Below are 20,615 nucleotides of genomic sequence, written 5' to 3' on the forward strand. Positions count from 1 at the left end.
GTGACTAATCGTCAGCTATTAATCAGTAGTGATTAATCATAATCATAATCATCAAAGATTTTATTAAGTCGATTTAGACTATTAACGATTAACTTACCAGATTGATCAGTACTGGTATCAATCGCCAGCTTCTCATCCATCCGCATCGTCAATGGCTCTAACGCTTGCTTGAGGGCAGTTGCCATCAATGCGGTCTGCTGATGAATATCAGGGATATCACTATCGGCTGTTTGATTATCATTATTGCTAACCAAGCTATCTGCCATTTTTTGCGCCAGTTGTTCCACGGCATTGACCAGCTGCACCATCAGTGCTTTTTGTACGTCTTGGTTTTGCTTGAGATACTCACCTTCCGCCTTTCCAGCATTGTGATCGTGCTTATATATTTGCACCAACTGACTCATGCTTTTCTCAAAGCCATTATCAATACTGTCGCTGACGACTTTGGCGTTATTGATCACGCTATCGGCAAGTATTTTCTGTGCTTCTAATTGGGCGTTTAGCTGGGCATCGAGTTGCGCTTGCTGTCCTGCTTCTCGTAAGCGAGCGATTTGCTCTGGGTCGTTTTTCGTTAAGTATGTCTCAAACTGGCTACTGATGGCATTGAAGCCACTGGCCAAATCGACCAACTGGGCGACGATACGTGCGCCAGTATCACCATCTTCACCGCCCATGGCTTTGTTACGTAAGAAGTCGGCTTTGATTTGCGCCCAACGCTCTGTTTCTGCTTCGGTCAAGACACCACGCATCTCACCAAGCTTGAGCAAGTTGCTCTCTGCGCCTTGGGTCAATAGCTGCGACTCGCCCAGATAGTGATCATCTATCAGCTGGTTCAACTCTTCTTCATTCATGACTGCCGACAGCTTTTCGGTCATCTTATTCATATTGCGATAACTGCCCTGTAGCTTAAATATCGGCTCAACACGATACTTATCGTCTTGCGAGGCGGAGGCAATATAGGCTTGGTTGACGTCCAGAATGACTTCTTGCACCCTAAACATATGGCGCAAGATGGCGATAATTTCGTTAACTTCTGAGGTGCTATACGGATACGTCAGATCGCTGCTTTGTGCTTGGGCAAGATTCGCATTGTCCGTTTTTGCCATTTTAATCAAACGATGCACATCGCTTAAGTCACGGTTGGCCATTGGTGCGAGGACGGTATTAGAGGTCAGCGAGTTTTCGATATAACTGAGTGCAAACACCTCTTCCATGCCGCTCATGATATCGCCTAGGTTATAGATATCGGCACGGTTGGCGAGCATGTCCGGCACTTTGAAGGCCTCGCCGCTTTCGGTGTATGGGTTACCTGCCATGACCACGCAGAACTTTTTGCCACGCATGTCATAGGTCTTGATTTTGCCTTGCCAGACACCATCGATACGGCGTGTGCCATCACCCAATGAGATAAACTTCTGCAAAAACTCTGCGTGCGTATGCTGAATATCATCGAGATAAAGCATGACGTTATTGCCCATCTCAAAGGCTAAGTTGATTTTATTCAGCTCTTCTCGGGCGGTAGCATTGGGGGCTTTTTCAGGATCTAAGGACGTGACGTCATGACCGAGTGACGGACAGTTAATCTTCATAAAGATAAGGCCAAGACGATTTGCCACGTATTCCATCAAGGTGGTTTTACCATACCCTGGTGGCGATATCATCATGAGGATACCCATCAAATCGGTACGCTTATCCTCGCCGACCGTGCCCATCTGTTTGGCGAGGTTGTCACCGATAAGTGGCAGATAGCTCTCGTTAATCAGACGGTTACGCACGAATGAAGACAATGGACGCGGCATAAATTCGTCCAGTCGTAATGTCTCTTTTGAGTCATGCAATATCTCTGAGCGCATGGCCAGATAACGTCTGTAGGCAGGGATGACTTGGGTATCATGATGATGCAAACGATTTAAAAAATCATCGACGGCAAAAGTTAAGGTCTGCTGATGAATACGTATATGTTCACCCAGCAGGTTATTGACTTGTATCTCAAGCGATACCTGACCCGTGCTACGTTCAAAGCTTTGCACTTGATTAAGCGGGTTATTAATACTGGTCAATGATGTAGTCGATGAAACTGGCGACGAGGTGATTGAAGAAAATGACAAGGCCGATGGCGTGGTACTTGCGCCTTGATTGCCTACTCCTTTAGCACTTAGCCCTTTATTAAAAGCCCCTTTATTAAAAGTAGCACCTGAATCAATCAATCGTTGCACCAAAGCTTCACGCTGGGCATCATTTAATTGGGTAAGCAAGACGGCAATGGCTTCAGGCACATAATGACGGCCACTTTCTAATTGCTGCTTGCGTAGCGCGTTTTGTGTTTCAATCTCGGCAAGCTGCTCTTCACTGAGTGCCTCGCCTGCCTCATCCGTGCCATTAGCTGCGACATTAGCCGAATCAGTACCACCATAAGTCTTATCAAGTAGTGCATGAAACCATGTGGCTAATAGCTCATAGGCTGACTTGGGTTGGAAGCCAAGCTTACTGATAGAAGATTGTAGTTGGTCAAAACTGGCCGTATTTTGCGTGCTGCCTGAGGCACTATTTAGCGTTTGGCTTAGTTGCTCACACAACTGCTGCGCTTGTTGACTGGTTTGCCAGTTTATTGTGTTATGTGCGCCTGCATTCGATTCCGCTGACTGCCCCATGACGCTCACCAAATATTCACAGGCAAGCTGAACATAGCTTGATTTGAAGATGTTGGCGTTATGAACATCACTGGTATTTGAATCTGACTCTGGTTTTGATGTTAACTGCTTGCCAGCGCCACTATTAATGCCAATACTGTCATCATTATGAGCCATAACAAAATGACGCATCACTTGGCTCATGTCCTCGACCAGTAAAGATTTAGCCGTATCACTGCCCAATGCACGGCGCAGTTGCTCGGCGGTCGCGGCTCTATCTATCCAGTTATTTGCGCGCGTCAGCACTGATTCATTTAACCAAGCGTCATAACCAAATTGACGCAAGCTATCTAAACCAAGCGCTTGCACGATATTTAGCTGCCAATAGAATAATTGCGCCAACGCACGTACTTGCGGGGTATAAATCAGCAACCCTGCCTCACGCAGTGTCGGCAATATTTGCATCAATAATAGCGTAGCATCATGGTCATGAATGCCTTTGTCATAGCCAAGCTGATAGCGAGGGGTGGCGTAAGCTTTGACCAACTTGGACAATGGACTGTCATTATCAATATCACCATTAACATCTAGGGTAATGATGGTCGCGTCGTATGCTTGATATAAACGTTCTTCGGTTAGTCCGTCTTGACTGTTCTTGGCACTTTCGATAATGCTATAGGCCAAGTACTCGGCGCGGTACACCTTGTCAGACTCGGAGGCGATATTCATGTCCCAATACGGGCGCAAGGCGTTTAGCTCAGCATTATTAAGCACTTCATAATAGTCTGTACCCGTTAGATGCAAGTTCAGCACACGCTTGCCATCTGACTGCTGACGGCTCAATAAGGTCAAATCTAATGGCTGAGTATTAACCGAAAAACGGTGCTTACCCAGTTTGATGATTTGACCACCATCTTCAAACAAGTCCGACTTGTCTTTTAGACTCTTATAGCTCTCGATTTGGATGGCTTTTAGACGTGCATCGATGTCATCGGCTTTTACGCTAAAGCCCATCGCTTGCAGCTCTTTTGCGATGTTGCGGACTTTTTGCACCAGACCATCAGCCGCAAAGTACGTATTCAGCGCTTCTTCTTCTGTAAATCCCGTGACGCCAGTGCTTTGCGTACGCTTTTTTATACTCTCAAGCATCCGCAGCGCGCCATCACCTAAGTTTTGCGCTTTGCGATTGCGAGCATCGAGCAGTTGCTGCTTATGATTTTCAAAAGTCTCGTAAATCTCTTCACGCTTGCTGATGATGTCGGCTAAAAACTGATCGCCACTGTTGGTCTCTGGATCAGCGAATTGGCTTTCCAACTCTTCTAACTGTACCAATAGTTTTGCCATTTGCTCATCTGATTTCTCAGGGGTATCGGCAATGGATAAGGCATTAGCAATGGACTGACCGAACAGCTTAAACTGCGCGCCAAATTGCGCCACGGCCTCAGCAGATCCTAGGTTTTTACGCTTATGGTTGAGCTTGGCTTTACTTTGGTTCAGGCTGGCATAAATGGTCGATATGTCATCGATGATTTGCGTACGCACCGTGGCATCGGCCACATCTAATGTGCCTAGCAACTCCGTTAATAAATCTAACCCTTGCGCTGTCTCATCAATTTTTTCTAGTACGGGTTTTAGCTCGGCATGGGTTTCTGCCGTATTTAAGCGCTCACTGACATCGACCAATATGCCTTCGTAGCTTGATAGCGCCTCTTCACCACTTAAAAACAGCACCGTTTTTTCGGCAAGCTCGCTTTCGGCTTCCTCTAACTGCGTCTGCAATGCTTGTAACTTATCGGCATCTAGATAGCGCAAATCTTCCAAGCTGACCAAACGGCCTTTTTGACGTCTTAACGCTGACAACTGATCGACATAATCACTGGCAGACTCAAAGCTAGTGACACGTATCTGCCGCAAAATCTCACTTTGCTGCGTATCAGCATCGCTCAAAGCCGTTTGGGTTTGCTTTTGAATACTTTGTACTTTAGCGAACTCATCAATGACCAGCTCAGCCGTTGCCGTCACTTCCTTGATACTACTGGCGACTTCGTCAAGCTCAGGTTCAGACAGCCAATAATAGCTGTCAAAGAGTCGGCTGGTATTATTGGTAAGCTCTTCATAGAGTTTTTGTGACACGCTTTGATTATCAATCAGGCGAGTAATGCTATAAAGATCTGAGATACCGCGCACCAGCTCTTTATTGCCAATCTTGCCATAAAAGCTCGTGCTCTCTGGCAGCTCACTCACATACTCATGTGAAGCATAAGGCGTATGCCATATCTGCATCGGATGAATACGAGACGGCTCACTTTGGTCACTGAACAGCACCAAACGGCCATTCTCAGCCAAAGCCATACCGTTACAATAGATAGGATTTGCCAATTGCTTTTTAATCAAGTTATAAGGAAACAGCCCTGTGACGCCCAAGTCTCGGTCGTAAAATAAGAATAAAACATCTTCCCCATTCGGCGATACAATTTTACGCTTAAACCGTAAGTCAGTAGCGCCAACGTTATTGGCCTCAAACAGCTTATACTCACCCGTCTGTAGATAGTAACCACCCGGAAACATGATGCCGTGGTCTTCTGGTAGCTGAACACACGACTGACCAATCGCATCCAATCGCAGCACCGCTTCGGTCAAGGTGTTATAAACAAAATAACGGTAGTCTTCTTCACGATAGGGCAATATTTTGAGCAGTATTAGACTGCCAACTTTGGCATAAGCAATCTCAGCGTCCGTCAGCGACTGGGTGCGGTCATTGACCGGTTCGCTATAAATACCCTGACCGGACTGCGTATTATCCTCAATCTTAATGGTCAAATCACCACCGACCGTTTCTACAAATATCGTGTCTAAGATATTCATATGGGGATATTTACCATTCACCATTTGATCGCGCGTGGTCTCAATCCAGTCAAAATCATAAGCAGGCGGCAGTTCAATGTCACGCTCGCCTCGATTGTCCACATAAGCGACTTGCGCCGACTCTGGTGTCCCTTGGCTAAAATCTAACGCAAAACGGAATACTCGAATATCAGTGATGCGTTCGCCAATCTGAAACGCTAACAGCAACTTGCTGTCTTTCACCGTTATTTGAATCAGGCGCGTTTGCTTGTAATATCGATACAACTCATTAAAGTCTTGGACAAAGGCATCTTGAGCCAAAAAAGTGCCTTTTAGGTCAACCTCTTCGAGCTGATACTCTTCTTCATTACCAGCTGGCTCGTTCAGACGATATAACGACAATACATCCTTAATATTGCTCGCGCGTTTGAGCCCCATAAAAACGTTGTAGCCAAATAGCAAATAATCGCCGACCTGCACCATGTCTTGTGCCACACAGTTGTACTCGGTACGAATACGGGTACGGGCGATGACTTGCATTTGGGTGCTGCCAAACTCTTCGAGACGCGCATTATTTAGCGTCTGCGTCTGCTGCTCTAAACGACCGCCTTGTTCCGTCAGACGTTTTTTGATGAGCTCATAAGCATTGCCCGAGGCAACTGCCTGATCGGTTTGGTTGGCTTGATTAGCCTTGTCGTTGCTGTCTGAATTTGTTGAGTTTTGCGTGTCCGCCATCGTTGCTCGTCCGTTTCTGTTTTTACGTAATATAGTCAATCCTTTATAAAAGAGCTACAGCGTTAACCTCGCTTGAAGTATCACATATACATCTGCACTCGGTTGCCTTGTATCTCTTTTAAACTGAATCCACTATAAGAGAATTTTGGGCAATAAAGAATCATTGAAAGTAAAGAAGCACTTGGCTAATCTAAAAAAACGAGTCGTCACTGCTATTTTTTTAGATTAGCCAACTCATCATGATTCGTCATTCTGAATCACTCTGAGTTAGCCAAAAAAATCTGCCGCCTACACGACAGATTTTTTATTTCAGAGAATATTACTTATTCATACTGTTAGATAAAAACTTGCTCACTAATACTTACCCATTAAGGCTAGGTATTTGGACCCTATTAATAAGTCGTTTTATCATCATTTTTCTGGTTTGATTTCATGGCTTGACTGGCCATCACACCATTGATGATACCGCTCAATGTGTCTGACTTGCCCGCTAGGCCATCGATGGCTTTACCGATAGACAGTGACTTGGCAAAGTTATCAAAGAAATGCGCTTCGCCGCCAACAATATCAATTTTGGCTTTCTGTAACGCGACTGCCAATACTTCAGCATTTTCTTTCGCAATCTCTTTACCAGCGTCAATCGATGCCAATGCTTCTTGTAATGCTGTCTCAAGGCTCATGCGGAACTCTTCGTGCTCACGTGCTTCTTTGCTCATGCTACCCATGGCATTGAATTTCTCGACCAGACCATCTGCTTCGGCTTGGAAGTGTGCGCGAGTAACTTCGGCTTTTGCCAATCCAACTTCGCGTTCTGCTTTGGCATTTGACTCACCGCGAGCCGCGATGACTTGAGCATCTGCCATGCCTTTTTCACGCTCAGCTCTGGCAGTAGATTCACCGCGAGCGGCGATGATTTCTGCATCGACCATACCGATATCACGCTCAGCTTTTGCCTTAGATTCCCCACGAGCAGCGATAACCTCAGCATCTGCCATACCTTTTTCACGATCTGATTGCGCTTCAGCTTGTCCAGTCGCTTTGATAACATTGGCTTTCGCAATGCCTTCTTTTTCCAAAGACGCCGCTTTGACTTCTTGGATAGCCGCTTCAGCGAAGCCATGTGCTGACTCTTCTGCTTTGGTACCTTCGGCCATTTTAATTTTGGCTTCTGAATCTTTAGCAGATGCTTCAAGATTAGCAGCAGCCAATGTGGTGATTTCGACGGCTTTATGCTTAGCAGATAGCTCTTCTGCTTCGGCTTTTTTCACCTGACGTACTTTGATTTCTTCCGCATCGGCTTCTGCTGCTAGGACGCGTGTCTGCTTAGAACGCTCCGCCTCGCTAATCTCGCGGACTTCTTTAATACGCTCTTCTTCTTGCGCAACTGTTTTATCTACCGCGATACGCTCACGGATGACGTTGGCGATTTCTTTTTTCTCAAGCTCAATCGCACGTTCAGCTTCGATACGTTGCAAGTCAACTTCACGCTCACGAGAGACAATTTCTAAATCACGAGCACGCGTCACTTTTTCTTCTTCGATGACGACTGCACGCAGACGATTTTGACCTGCCACTTCGATTTCACGCTGCTGATTCTCACGTTGAATCGCTAAATCCTGCTCAACCGAGATAACGGCTGTTTCAGACTTTTTACGCTCTTCTTCTTCAATCTTGCGAGTTTCAGCCGTTTCGCGGGCAATCACTGACGAGATTTCACGTTGCTGTTTGGCTTCGGCATCGGCTTGCTGACGCTCTAGCTCTAACATCGCCTCTCTAGTTTCGACATTCTTTTTCTTAACGGCCAGCTCTTCATCACGCTCAAGCTCGTTGGTGATGACGTTCTGAAAGGCCGTTAATTGAGTAATCTTTTTGATGCCTTCAGCATCTAAGATATTACTTGAATCTAATGACGCTTTTGGGGTTTGCTCTAAATAATCAATCGCCACATCTTCTAAGACATAGCCATTCAGATCGTTGCCAATTTCTTGAACGATACTGTCACGAAATTCGCTGCGGTTTTCAAACAGTTTGACGAAATCAATCTGCTTACCAACTGTTTTTAAGGCTTCCGAGAACTTGGCATTAAACAGCTCGTTGACAGCGACTTTATCTGAGGCTCTTTCAACCCCAACCGATTTGGCAACTTTTAATACATCCTCTTCGGTTTCATTAACGCGTAAATAAAATGCCACGGTGATATCAGCACGCATGTTGTCTGCGCAAATCAAACCTTCTTTACCGCGTCTGTCCACTTCTAACGTGATAAGCGAGATTCTCATCAACTCTTTTTTGTTGATGACTGGCCAAACAAAACCACCATCAAAACGTACGGCAATTTTACTCACACCGTTGATAATGAGTGCTTTGCCCTGCTCGACCTTAAAGTAAAAGGCCTTGAGCATCAGTAGTGCGACCATCATAAAAACAAACGCCAGCACTACAACCACGCCGACGATAATGAGTGTGTCCATATCCATTCCTTTAATTAAAACATTCCATAATCAATTCTATATAAATCAGATACGCTATCAGGTTTGTTAAATTTACTGTTTATAACACCTTTTATAGCACGTGTGCTTTATAGCCCTGTCACGCACCATTCTTATATCTGCATTATTCTGAACCGACTATAACCAAATTTAAAACCGTTTAAATCATTGCTAAAAATATTATTCATAAACCAGAGATGCTTCTAAAATCTCTGGCTAAATCCTTGTTCATTCTGTGAGCTTGTTCTGTGCTAAAAGCGATAATGATATGCTGAAAATAATGATGGAGAATCATCGTGACTAAATTACTTACTAGTGGCTAAATTATTTATATAGTCGATTCAATTTAAAAGTAGTACAAGGCAACCGAGTGTAGATGTATATCAAATACTTCAAGCGAGGTTAACGCAGTAACACTTTTATAGTGGAGTGACTATAGTGGTTATTTATCTTTTACAGGGGCGACGCGATAGGTATTGGCTGCCTCTAAATACTCCACCAACATCACTTGATCGCCTTGTTTCAGCGAGCCATCATTGATGTCTGAGCGAATTTTGAGTATCAATCCTGCACCGCCATCATTCAGTTCCACTTCGCCGTGTTTGTCCGTGACACTAAGGGTACGCACAACCGCGATTTTGCCGATATTGTTAGCAGCATTGCGTCTAGGTATTTTGGCTATTTTGTTGCGGATGGGAGAAATAATAATGCCTGTCAGCCACATGGAGACGACCAATACAAAGATTAGCGCCCCAGTGCCGAATAGGTAATATAAAATGCCTGAATCAAAATTTTGATGTAAAAAACTGGTATAGAAGTAACTTAACAACCAACCAATTAAGCTGATTAGGCTAAGGATAACGATAAGCGGCACGCCATATAGACCGAACTTAAGTAGCAGACCCGACACAAAACCTGATGAGGTCAAATTGCTACCCTCGCCACTTGCATCGCCAATATCTACTGTATCCATATCTGCCATACCAAGTAGAGAAACCATCCAATACAAGGTCACAAACATCACCAATCCTGTAAAGACTATCGTCGGGTACAAGCTGATTTTGGTGATGAATATCAAAAACGACTCTTGCATTACGTACTTTCTCCTTTTGACGCTCTAAAAATTAGACTTTTAGAATCAACTTATGTTTCTTTATTAATCATATACAGATTTATTGATAGAAGAAATAGATTTCGCGATTAACGCCCCCAAACTGGAGAACGCACCACGCTATTATTCTGACCACTGATGGCATAGCTTGTGTTACCCAAAAGCGAATATATAACCAAACTGCCACTATTTTGGCCGCCCACTTGCGACAATTTTGTCGGATAGACAGCATAGTTACCAGAGGGAGATAAGCGCGCTGGCTCATCGAGTCCCGTCTCTGCCAAATTGGTGACTTGTCCCGTACTCAGGGTCATAACGGCCGCCTTTCGACCATTTAGGTAGGCCATACGCTGACCGTCTGAGCTAAGCTGAGGACTCGCGACATAGCCACTAGTCGGCATAGCCGTCGCATTGCCTGTAGCGAAGTCATAACGATAAATACGTGGACGTCCAGCACGGACTTTATCACTGGTATAAACGAAGCTTTTGCCATCAGATGCATAACTTGGCTGAACCTCCGTACTGGGCAGCGTCGTTAGTTGCCTCGTATCTCCGTCACTCAGACGCATCTCATAGATATCAGCATTGCCACCGACCGTCGAGCTATAGAGCAGACTTTGGCCATTCGGTGAAAATGATGCCGACATATTACTGCCCTCAGCATTTACCACCAGATTGCGCGTATCACTGCTCTTATCATAAAGATAGATTTTGGGATGTTGACGCGCGGATTGTTTGCTATAGGCGAGCCATTTGCCATCAGCTGACCATGCAGGCGCGTAGATATAACCCTTTAACTGATCAATCAACTGACGATCGCTACCGTCAGGACGAATGCTATAAAGTGTCGACACTTTGGCCGCGCCAAACCCTTGCTCCTCGACATAAGCGATGTACCCTTGGCGATCAATCGTAGGCATGCGAGCGGTTAATGGATTGGTATCGACTGTACTTTTTGGCTTTTTTATTGGCGCACTAGATAGGGTCTGACAGCCAGTGAGCACCGTAGCTATGGCTATCGTCATAGCGCCTGTTGCTGTGAGCCTATTCATGGCTAGTTTTGACATAGCTGATTTAAGCATAAAGTGATATCCAATAGAACTTGATGATAAAAGTATTACAGAACCATTACTCTAGTGTAGCGTAAACTGCATCAAACGTTGGATAAAAAAAGACCCCACTTCTTAGTGAGGCCTTGTTAATTGCAACTGCAATGTCTAAATTGTTTTAGTTCATCATCAATTTATTTAGTGACCGCTTTAAAGTAAGCCACTTGGTTATCATTTTTGATGGTCAGAATAGGCACGTTTTTGGCATTTTTACTGAGGCTGTATTTGCCTTGCACGGTTGCCAAAGTGGCTATATCAAAGCTGGCTTGTGGCTCAGGACACGCCATCATAGTGCTGATGCCGTTTTTGATTTGCACATCGCCGTTGACAACGCTATAGCTCGCACTCATATTGTTGCAAGTGTTCATAAATGCCATGTAATCGCCGCCTTTATCACTCATGAAATTAAGCGTCAACGGCTTGGCTGGGTCAAAAAATAGCTGAGTGATCTGCTCTCCGTTACTGCGTTTGGCATCAACCAACTGCCAGTTGTGTGCTTGCAGCACATTTGCAGTGATTGGTTGACTGACAGGCGCAGGTAAATTGGCTGTAGTCTGGCAACCAGCAGCAAGTGCACCAACTGCAAAGGTAGCTGCCATCATTACCGTCGTCATATTTTTCATATCAATTCCTCGCTTTATTAGACCTAAAATTTTCACTAAGTCTGAGAGCTGGATATTAATACCAGACCTCAAGTTTAGTGAAAATTTTGATTTATTATGTTTTGTTTATTGTCTTGTGCATTGTTTTACACAATAGCGATATTGTGGATGACTAACAGTCAGGTGTCATTATGAATTGGGTAATTACTTGGAAAAGGACTCTATGTCACTTTGCAAGGATGTGACCTATACGCTTTTCCAGTCGTGATATTACCTGCTAACACTTTTTTTCTCAGTCAATGTTTGACCAGAAGTTTTGCAGGATAAATGTACCAGTAAGTATAGATGGTCAAGCAAAATGTACTGACTACTTTTGTTGTTGTAGGGCAGCATAACCTTCTAAACGCTTGCGCTCAGTATCATCAAACAACTGCTGCTCAAGCTGCGTGATCTGGATTTGCGCTTGAGCTTGATCTGCACTTTGACTTAATAGGCGCTGTTTTTGGGTTTCATATTGGCTAAAGCGTTGCTCAAAATTGGCATCCTCTCGGTCTACCTGCGCCAGTCTCTCGGCGGCTGGCGCACCCACTAGCTCTCGGCGCATATTATATAGTGCTTCGGGCGTCGCGCCACGGGCTTTCATCTGTTCGGTACGTGTTATCAGCTCACCCAGATTGGCTTGCTGCATGATATTGGTTTTGGTAGTGCTATCTGGTAGGTGGCTGACATAGTCTTGTCTAGCGGCTTGTTTTTGTACATCAGACATTTGAGTGTTTTGGTTGATTCTGACCATCTCTATACTATAGTCATCATAGTCGTCCCCTGCCCCAAAGAATGCAGTGATGGTTGGCTTATCAAAATACTGCTGACGTAGATTGGCCACATCCCTTTTTTGCTGAGCGACTGCATTCAAATCTAGCTCACCGCTTTTGGTCGCTTGTAGTTGCAGATTGCCATAACGTTTTTCTATCTCTGGCAGTGCTTTGAGATAGGCGACATATTGATTAAATATAGCGACCGCTTGGCTGGCGGCAGGCTCTGGCGTGTGATGGCGAATGTAACTTTCCACACGAGCAACTATAACCGCTTCGTTCTCCTCTCCTAATGCTGATAAAAAATAATCGAATAAACGCCGTAGACCTTCAGTAACGACCAACTGTTTGTTTTCATCAATGATGATCTCACCATCGATTTGCGTACCTTTTAATGAACGCGGCAAACGCTCCAATCCAGTGACAAATGGAGACTGGTTCTGGTTAGTAGTGGTTTGCACCATTTGACCATCATCTAACGCGATAGACTGAGAACTGTCAGCCTCACTGGCGAGGGCATTGGATACTGGTTGCGCTGGCGTGATACGCGAACTGTCAGGCTTGAACCACATAATCACCGCCGCAGCGACCGCTATGATAACCACAGCGATGATAGCGATTGGTAGATAGGCTGGGCGGCGATTATTTGACATAAATGAGGGTTCTTTTTACCAGTCCGTTTAAAGGCTTAAGTTCTTAAAAACTTACGTTCTTAAAGGCATATGCGCCTAAAAGCTATTGCTCTTAAAGCTTACATTATTAAAGGTTGGCGTTTTTGAGACGATTGACCTGAGTACGATAGATAGATTTTGGCTCAGACTCACCCCATGCGGTCAGACCCAATACTTGATCAGCTGAGTCTAAATGATTCATTCTATAGTCATCGCGAATCACATAACCCAAACGACTTGAGCAAGCAGATACCAATCCATCATTCGACTCACCGGCGAACGGTACACCAGTTGCTGCCAATAGATAATCACTAGGATCAAGAGCGCTGGTTATTTGTCCAACGCCGCTAAATGAGTAGTATTTAATGCCATTGGCGGCCGTACTGGTTGGTTGACCACAGTAGTTTTTTGGCATGGCAGCAGGGAATTTGGCATTGAACTTAGCTGCGCCGCTGGTCGATAGAGCCACGAGTGCTTGCCAGCCATCTTGCTGTTGTATTTGATTAAAACTGATGCCCGAACCAATATCAGTAAAGCCACCAATTAAATTGAACACACCCGAGACGAGCTGTGTGGTGACGTTTGATGGAGTACCTGTGGTGTTGTTTGGCTCAAGGGTATTTTTGACAAAATCTGCGGTTTTTGACCCTTGTTCTGGGCTTGAGACTGCCGTGACGGAGGCCACGTATTTTGGCGCGACGCCAGCGACATAGCGAATGTCTATACCGCCTTGGCTGTGTCCAAATAAATTGACTTTAGGCTTGCCAGAAACAGCAGAAATGGTTTTGACTTGTTGTAGCAGCTGCTCTCCGCGAACCTCACTATTATTGACGGCTGAGGTTTTGGTGGTATATACCTCTGAGCCGCCTTTCATCAACTCTTGAGGAATACCGTTGAAGTAATCAATGACCCCAAACAGCTTAGTGAAGCCGCCAAGCCCATGAGCCATAACGACCGGATACTGAGTTTTGGTATAACTAGACGTGAAGTACTTACTATCGACTAGCGTACAACCATTGGCATTGGCACAGTTATAGTATTGGCCTGCTGCTTGGGCTGATGCGGTTTGTAGTGTTATCAAAAGAACACCAGTACCGATTGACCCCAGTATTGGCAAAAAAGCGCGTGGCTTGAGCGTGGCACGAACGTACGAAGAAAGTGTCATAACAACATCCTTGTTATCATTAATGTGGGTTATCTTTACCTCACAAAATCGGCAAAGATTGCTGCTAATCCCTTTAGCAGGCAAAATTACATTACTTATATCTTCTGTAACATTCAACCCATTTATCAAAATATGAATATATTGGCGTGACTAGAGGGTCATGCCCCTACTTTTGTGCTGTAAAGCAATTATTATCAATCATAGTGATAGATTTACCATCATTCAATCCAGAACTGTCATCCATCCATTTATGGTATAATCTGCCCATATTAAACCCATAAATATAAGACAGAAAACGATGACTAAAAAATCTCTTATCCAGTCAGCCGACGCCATAGAAAAAATGCGTGTTGCCGGCAAACTTGCTAGCGACTTGCTGGTGATGTTAGACGAGCACGTTAGAGTAGGCGTCAGCACCGAAGCATTGAATCAAATTGCTCATGACTATATTGTCAATGTACAAGGTGCTATCCCAGCGCCACTTAATTACAATGGTTTCCCAAAATCAATCTGCACCTCGGTCAATCATGTGGTTTGTCATGGTATCCCAAGTGAAAAGAAACTGCTAAAAGATGGCGACATCATTAATATCGATGTGACGGTTATCAAAGATGGCTATTATGGCGATACCTCAAAAATGTGGATCGTGGGCAATGGCTCTATTATGGCAAAACGTATCTGTAAAGTGGCACAAGACGCCCTCTATGCTGGCATGAGTGTTGTCAAAGATGGCGCACGTCTAGGCGATGTAGGTGCAGCGATTCAAGAAGTGGTCGAGCCTGAGCGTTTCAGTATCGTTCGTGAGTTCTGTGGACATGGTATCAGTAATGAATTCCATCACGAGCCACAAGTCATGCACTATGGCAAAAAAGGCACAGGGTTCGAGCTAAAAACAGGCATGACCTTTACCATCGAGCCAATGATTAATGAAGGCAAATGGCAGACCAAAATCTTACCTGATGAATGGACGGCGATTACCAAAGACCGTAAACTGTCTGCGCAGTGGGAGCACACCATGGTCGTCACAGACAATGGCTGTGAGGTGTTTACTGCCCGCCCTGAAGAAGATTTAAGTTTTTTGACACAGTAACATCATAAAAGATCGCTTAGGCGGTCTTTTTTTTGGCCAACAATTCAGGCATATTGAGTATTGTGCTGACAGACTTTTTGTCTTTATACTCTAAGACGTGTCCTCAACCTGATTGCCGAGTTACTTGCTAAGTTGTTTACTTAGCTACTTACTGAATTACTTAATAAGCTGCTGACTGATGTCTTTACTGCTGCTTTTGGCAGGCTACCAATCATCATACTGATCGCCACAGGTTTTTCAGCAAATATTTCAGCTGGCCTCCTCTATTTCTAAATTTTAACGGGATAACGCTCATGTTTAATTCTGATGGCGCTTCTATCGATTTAACGCCTTTGCCTCTGTTAGCAGACGAGACAACAAACGATACGTCTTTGTCACCAGCCCAAAATGCGACAGAAAAGATGCTGCTTGGGATTCCTGAATGGCTCGCACAAATCAATGAGGATATCAGCCGATTACTTGAACGCGGCACCAATATTCGTCAACTGGTAAGCGCTCGTGCCTCTGCGATTGATAGCTTATTGATTGCATTGTTTAAATGGTTTGAACTGGATAAGACTGATTTGGCATTTTTTGCCACTGGTGGCTATGGTCGCGGTGAGTTGTCTCTATATTCAGACATCGATATTTTATTGCTCTCTCCTGATGAGATAGGTGCTGACGCCAGTAGTAAGATTGACAAGTTAGTCGCCTTATTATGGGATATTGGTCTCGAGCCTGCCCTCTCTGTGCGTAGCATTGATGATGCGCTAGAGGCGGCGCTTGACCATACTATTGCCAGTGCCCAGTTAGAGGCGCGACTGCTCATCGGTAATGAAGCACTACAAGACATGCCTATTCAAATCGTCAATAAACTGTGGTCGCCGCGCGCGTTTTTTGATGTAAAGATGCAAGAGTCCAAAGCGCGTTATTTACAGCACAATGCCACAGAATATAATCTTGAGCCAAACATAAAGACCGCGCCTGGTGGCCTACGTGATATTCATATCATTGGCTGGGTGACCAAGCGTTACTTTCGAGTGGGTAAACTATATGACTTGGTACAACAGAACTTTTTGACTGAAAAAGAATTTGATGAGCTCAGTTTCTCAGAAGGTTATTTATGGCAAATACGTCATTACTTGCATGTACTGACCGGTCGTAATGAAAACAAGCTGTTGTTTGATTATCAACGTGAGATTGCACAATTAATGGGCTATGAGACCCAGCCAGATGATCAGCCCAATGCTGCGGTTGAGCGTTTTATGCGCGATTACTACCGCTGTGCCATGCAGATATCGACGTTGTCTGAGATGCTGACCAATCACTATTATGAGACCATCATAGAACCGCAACTGCCTGATGATGAACGTCCAAAAAAACAGCCCATCAATGCGCGATTCAATCGAATTGGCAATCAGATTGCCATCGCCCATCATCGAGTGTTTGCGCAGCACCCTGACGCCATTTTAGAGATGTTTTTGTTGATGGGTCAGCACGGCATCGACAAGGTGCGTACCCATACGCTACGTGCACTCAAAATTGCGGCACGAGGTATCGATCAGGTTTATAGAGACAACCCTGCTCATAAGACGTTATTTTTGGCCAATCTAAAAGAGCAAAACTATCTGTTTCATCGATTGCGTACCATGAATCGCTATGGGGTATTGGGCAATTATGTGCCTGCTTTCGCGCAGGTCACGGGCCTCATGCAATATGATTTGTTTCATCGCTATACGGTCGACGCTCATACGTTGTTTTTGATTCGGATTTTACACCGCTTTACTGATCCGATGTTTTGTGATGAGTTCCCATTGGTCAGCTCCATCTTTCAGCGTATCGAGCGCAAAGAAATTTTGGTACTAGCAGCCATGTTTCATGATATCGCCAAAGGTCGGGGCGGCGATCATAGTGAGCTTGGGCAAATAGAATCAATTGAGTTTTGCTTATCGCATGGCATGAGTTTGGCAGATGCCAATTTGGTCGGTTGGCTGACCCGCTATCATCTACTGATGTCCATCACTGCCCAGAAAAAAGACATCTCAGATCCTGAAGTGGTGACTATCTTTGCCGATCTCATCGGTAACGTGACCCACCTAAACCATCTCTATGTACTGACAGTGGCTGATATGAACGCCACCAATCCACAGCTTTGGAATAGCTGGCGGGCGACACTCATGAAACAACTATATTCGCAGACTCGTCGTATCTTGCGCGCTGATATCGATGCGCCGACCAATCGCCAAGATATGATCAGCGCCACCCGCACGCAAGCGCAAGCGATGCTAGACAATGTCAATAACCAACACATGAACCGTGATGAGGTATTGCGGCTGTGGGATGACCTAGGCGATGAGTATTTTTTGCGTGAGATTCCAGAAGACATTTTATGGCACACTGAGGCCATTCTTAATCACCCACCGATTGGTCTGGCCTCTAATGCCGATAGCCCGCCGTTGGTCGTACTACGTGAGCACCGTGAGCTGGCACTAGATGCAGTGCAGGTCTTTGTCTATACCCAAGATCAGATAAATCTATTTGCAGTCACTATGGCAGTGTTTGATCAGATGAATCTCGATGTTTTGGATGCGCGTATCATCACGGCCACTCGCGATTTTGCCTTGGATTCTTATGTACTATTAGACCCTAGTGGTACGTTATTGGTCGATGAAGACAGTCAGCATGAGCTTAAACGGCGATTGATTAATGCTTTCAAAGATCCGACTGTACTCAAACTCACCAACAAACGTATGCCGCGTCAGCTCAGACACTTTGAAGTGACAACGGTGATTAATTTTGAGTTCAATGACGCATCAGATCAGCATATCCTGAGCTTAGAGACACTCGATCAACCCGGCCTATTGGCAAGGGTGGGTCAAGTGTTTTTACAAGAGCAAATCGAGGTGCATGCGGCTCGCATTACCACGCTAGGTGAGCGCGCAGAAGATATGTTTTATATCAGTGATCAAAACGATGAGCCGTTGTCCGCAGACAGACTTGAAGCCTTAAAATCAGCTTTGATGGACAGTCTCACTACAAAGAGAGAAAATAACGTGGTTTATAGCTATTAATTGACTTTATAAGAGCACGTTTTATAGCGTGCTCTTATAAAATATTTCATCAGCGTGTTCATTGAGATCACCATCAGCAAGCTCTGGCGGCAAAACACCCATTTCTAGCGGTTGATCTCCTATTATCAAGCGTCCAGCATCAACTTCCTTTTGTAGCAAACACTGCAAACTCGCCAAATGAAGCTGACCATCGAGATAATCATCTAACTGCTTTAGAGAGATAGGTGATTTGGCATGTACATCCGGATAAAGGCTGTCTTCCGCCAAAATAACCATCTCATTAAGCATCTCTTCGCTCATCAACTCATTGTTGTCTATTTTGCGTTGTAGCTGATTTTCGAGCCGACCTTTCGCTGCGAGCATACCGATAAAAAATACAGTTTGTAAAACAAATAAGGCAACGTATTGCCATAATGGTAGCGATACATTCAAAAAATTATTAAGTAGCATTAACACCATGGCCACAACCACGTAACCCACCAGTTGCCACAATAACCACATAAACAGGCTGTTGTCACCGTACCAGAACATTTTCTTTTCTTGACGCTCGATCAGCTGTTGGCGCGCTTGCCACCAGCATTGTTCACGCTCTTTTAGTAGTTTATATAGGTCTGCACGCTGCAAACCTTCATCGAGATTTTGATTACTGATATCTTTAGCGATGAGACCATCATTGTTTAGCACACTAGACATATCAATTTATCCTTAGAATACTCTACCGATAAGACTGGCAGTCACTCTTTATATTGTTATTAGTTATTAACCACGAAAATTTTTTAAGTGTTGTGCTGCGGGCTGTCATACAATTAATCATTCAAGCCCGACACAGTTTTCATCATGATATAAGAAGAAAAAGACAAAAAATTAGAGAAGTGCTACACTGCTCTAATGTAAATTTTCTTTATAACTTTATTATTAATTGTCTATTATAGTTACCGAACTTATGAATCACAACTTAAAGCATCTACACCCATATCCCTTTGCAAAGATGGCTACTTTACTGGCCGATAGTAAGCCTGCTAATGGCTACAGTGAAATAAAACTGGGTATTGGTGAACCAAAACATGAGCCGCCTGCATTTGTGCTGGACGTACTACATGAAAACTTGGACAAAATAAGTCGTTATCCGACGACCAATGGCTTGTTTGAGCTGCGTCAGACCATCGCACATTGGTTAGAAAAGCGGTTTTTTCTCAATCATGTCGATGCCAACTCCCAAGTAATACCAGTGATGGGCACACGCGAAGCCATTTTTAGCTTGGTGCAAGCCGTCGTCGATCATAGTCCTGCGAGTACCGAAGAGGCAGATACGTCAGCCACATTGTCTGACGTTTCTTCTCAAGACCCTCTAGCTCCTCAAGACCCTCTCATAGTAATGCCGAATCCTTTTTATCAAATATACGAAGGGGCGGCGATATTGGCACAAGCAACGCCTTACTTCGTTCCTTGTACACAGGATAATGAGTTTAAGGGTGATTATCGTGCAGTCCCAAAAGAAGTGTGGGCACGCACGCAGCTGTTGTTTGTCTGTAGCCCGAATAATCCCACGGGCTCGGTCATGACAATGGATGACTGGGAATATCTGATTCGCTTATCAGACCAGTACGGTTTTATCATTGCCAGCGACGAGTGCTATAGCGAGCTGTATTTTGATACAGCACCGATTGGCTTGCTACAGGCCTGCGCGACACTCGGTCGTCGTGACTTTAAAAACTGTATTGTGTTCCATTCTTTGTCCAAACGCTCCAACTTACCAGGTCTACGCTCTGGGTTTGTGGCAGGTGATGCTCAGATTTTGCAGTCCTATTTACAGTATCGTACGTATCAAGGCTGTGCGATGCCGATACCGCATCAGCTCGCCTCTATCGCAGCGTGGCAAGATGAAAAACATGTGGCGCTCAACCGCGCACTGTATAAAGAAAAATTCGCTTTATGGATGTCTGAGCTGGGTCAGTTATTGGATCTGCGTATGCCAGATGCTGGGTTTTACTTTTGGATTAAAGTTCCTGAGCAGTTTGATGGCGATGATGAGACTTTTGTTAAGGCACTGTATGAGCAGGCCAATATTCATGCACTAGCAGGACGCTATTTGTCACGTGAAGTCGATGGTGAAAACCCAGGCAAAGGTTATGTGCGTATTGCTTTGGTCGCAAGCGTTGATGAAAGCCGCGAAGCCATCAGCCGTATTAAAAAACTACTGGGTGCGTCGATAGACGTTTAGCGTTCAAATAAAAGCTTAGTCTTAGTCAATACAGCAACCTCTAATAACTTTATGCAAGCAAAGGTTATTAGAGGTTTTTTGCGTTA

The 20,615-nt window shown here is 44.7% G+C and carries 11 protein-coding genes; 3 read left to right on the forward strand and 8 right to left on the reverse strand.

The genetic code is table 11. The features are described 5' to 3' along the window. Positions 1–32: 32 nt before the first annotated feature. The 7 genes from I6E86_RS12180 to I6E86_RS12210 all read right to left on the reverse strand — a co-directional run bounded on the left by I6E86_RS12180 (position 33) and on the right by I6E86_RS12210 (position 14,168). Positions 33–6,209: a DNA repair ATPase gene (locus I6E86_RS12180; protein ID WP_197177671.1), complete on the reverse strand. Its 6,177-nt coding sequence runs from the start codon at positions 6,207–6,209 to the stop codon at positions 33–35. Between the two features lie 392 nt (positions 6,210–6,601). Beyond that, positions 6,602–8,680: a flotillin family protein gene (locus I6E86_RS12185; RefSeq protein ID WP_197177672.1), complete on the reverse strand. Its 2,079-nt coding sequence runs from the start codon at positions 8,678–8,680 to the stop codon at positions 6,602–6,604. A gap of 460 nt (positions 8,681–9,140) precedes the next feature. After that, positions 9,141–9,791, reverse strand: coding sequence for a hypothetical protein (locus I6E86_RS12190; RefSeq protein ID WP_197177673.1), 651 nt, complete (start codon positions 9,789–9,791; stop codon positions 9,141–9,143). Positions 9,792–9,898: 107 nt separating this feature from the next. Then, positions 9,899–10,891, reverse strand: a complete 993-nt coding sequence (locus I6E86_RS12195) for a PD40 domain-containing protein (protein ID WP_197177674.1) — start codon at positions 10,889–10,891, stop codon at positions 9,899–9,901. Positions 10,892–11,052: 161 nt separating this feature from the next. Beyond that, the gene (locus I6E86_RS12200; RefSeq protein ID WP_197177675.1) at positions 11,053–11,541 is read right to left on the reverse strand and encodes an META domain-containing protein; all 489 of its coding nucleotides are present in this window, start codon (positions 11,539–11,541) and stop codon (positions 11,053–11,055) included. 346 nt (positions 11,542–11,887) lie between these two features. Further along, positions 11,888–12,985, reverse strand: coding sequence for a lipase secretion chaperone (locus tag I6E86_RS12205; RefSeq protein ID WP_197177676.1), 1,098 nt, complete (start codon positions 12,983–12,985; stop codon positions 11,888–11,890). A 106-nt stretch (positions 12,986–13,091) separates the two neighbouring features. After that, entirely contained in the window at positions 13,092–14,168 is a 1,077-nt protein-coding gene (locus I6E86_RS12210; protein WP_197177677.1) for an esterase/lipase family protein, read from the reverse strand. A 298-nt stretch (positions 14,169–14,466) separates the two neighbouring features. Here I6E86_RS12210 and map point away from each other — a divergent pair, with 298 nt between their 5' ends. Together map and glnD are read left to right on the forward strand one after the other, a co-directional pair. Next, positions 14,467–15,258: a type I methionyl aminopeptidase gene (gene map / locus I6E86_RS12215; protein ID WP_197177678.1), complete on the forward strand. Its 792-nt coding sequence runs from the start codon at positions 14,467–14,469 to the stop codon at positions 15,256–15,258. 293 nt (positions 15,259–15,551) lie between these two features. After that, positions 15,552–18,308: a [protein-PII] uridylyltransferase gene (gene glnD, locus I6E86_RS12220; RefSeq protein WP_197177679.1), complete on the forward strand. Its 2,757-nt coding sequence runs from the start codon at positions 15,552–15,554 to the stop codon at positions 18,306–18,308. A gap of 21 nt (positions 18,309–18,329) precedes the next feature. Here the strand turns inward: glnD and I6E86_RS12225 are convergent, their stop codons facing one another. Continuing rightward, positions 18,330–19,001 carry a hypothetical protein gene (locus tag I6E86_RS12225; protein WP_197177680.1) on the reverse strand — a complete coding sequence of 224 codons (672 nt, stop codon included), beginning with the start codon at positions 18,999–19,001 and terminating at the stop codon, positions 18,330–18,332. 250 nt (positions 19,002–19,251) lie between these two features. Here I6E86_RS12225 and dapC point away from each other — a divergent pair, with 250 nt between their 5' ends. Then, complete coding sequence (gene dapC / locus I6E86_RS12230; protein ID WP_197177681.1) at positions 19,252–20,529, forward strand: succinyldiaminopimelate transaminase; 1,278 nt, start codon at positions 19,252–19,254, stop codon at positions 20,527–20,529. Positions 20,530–20,615 lie beyond the last annotated feature (86 nt).

Origin of the sequence: Psychrobacter sp. SWN149, assembly GCF_015864565.1 — a bacterium.
GTDB lineage: Bacteria > Pseudomonadota > Gammaproteobacteria > Pseudomonadales > Moraxellaceae > Psychrobacter.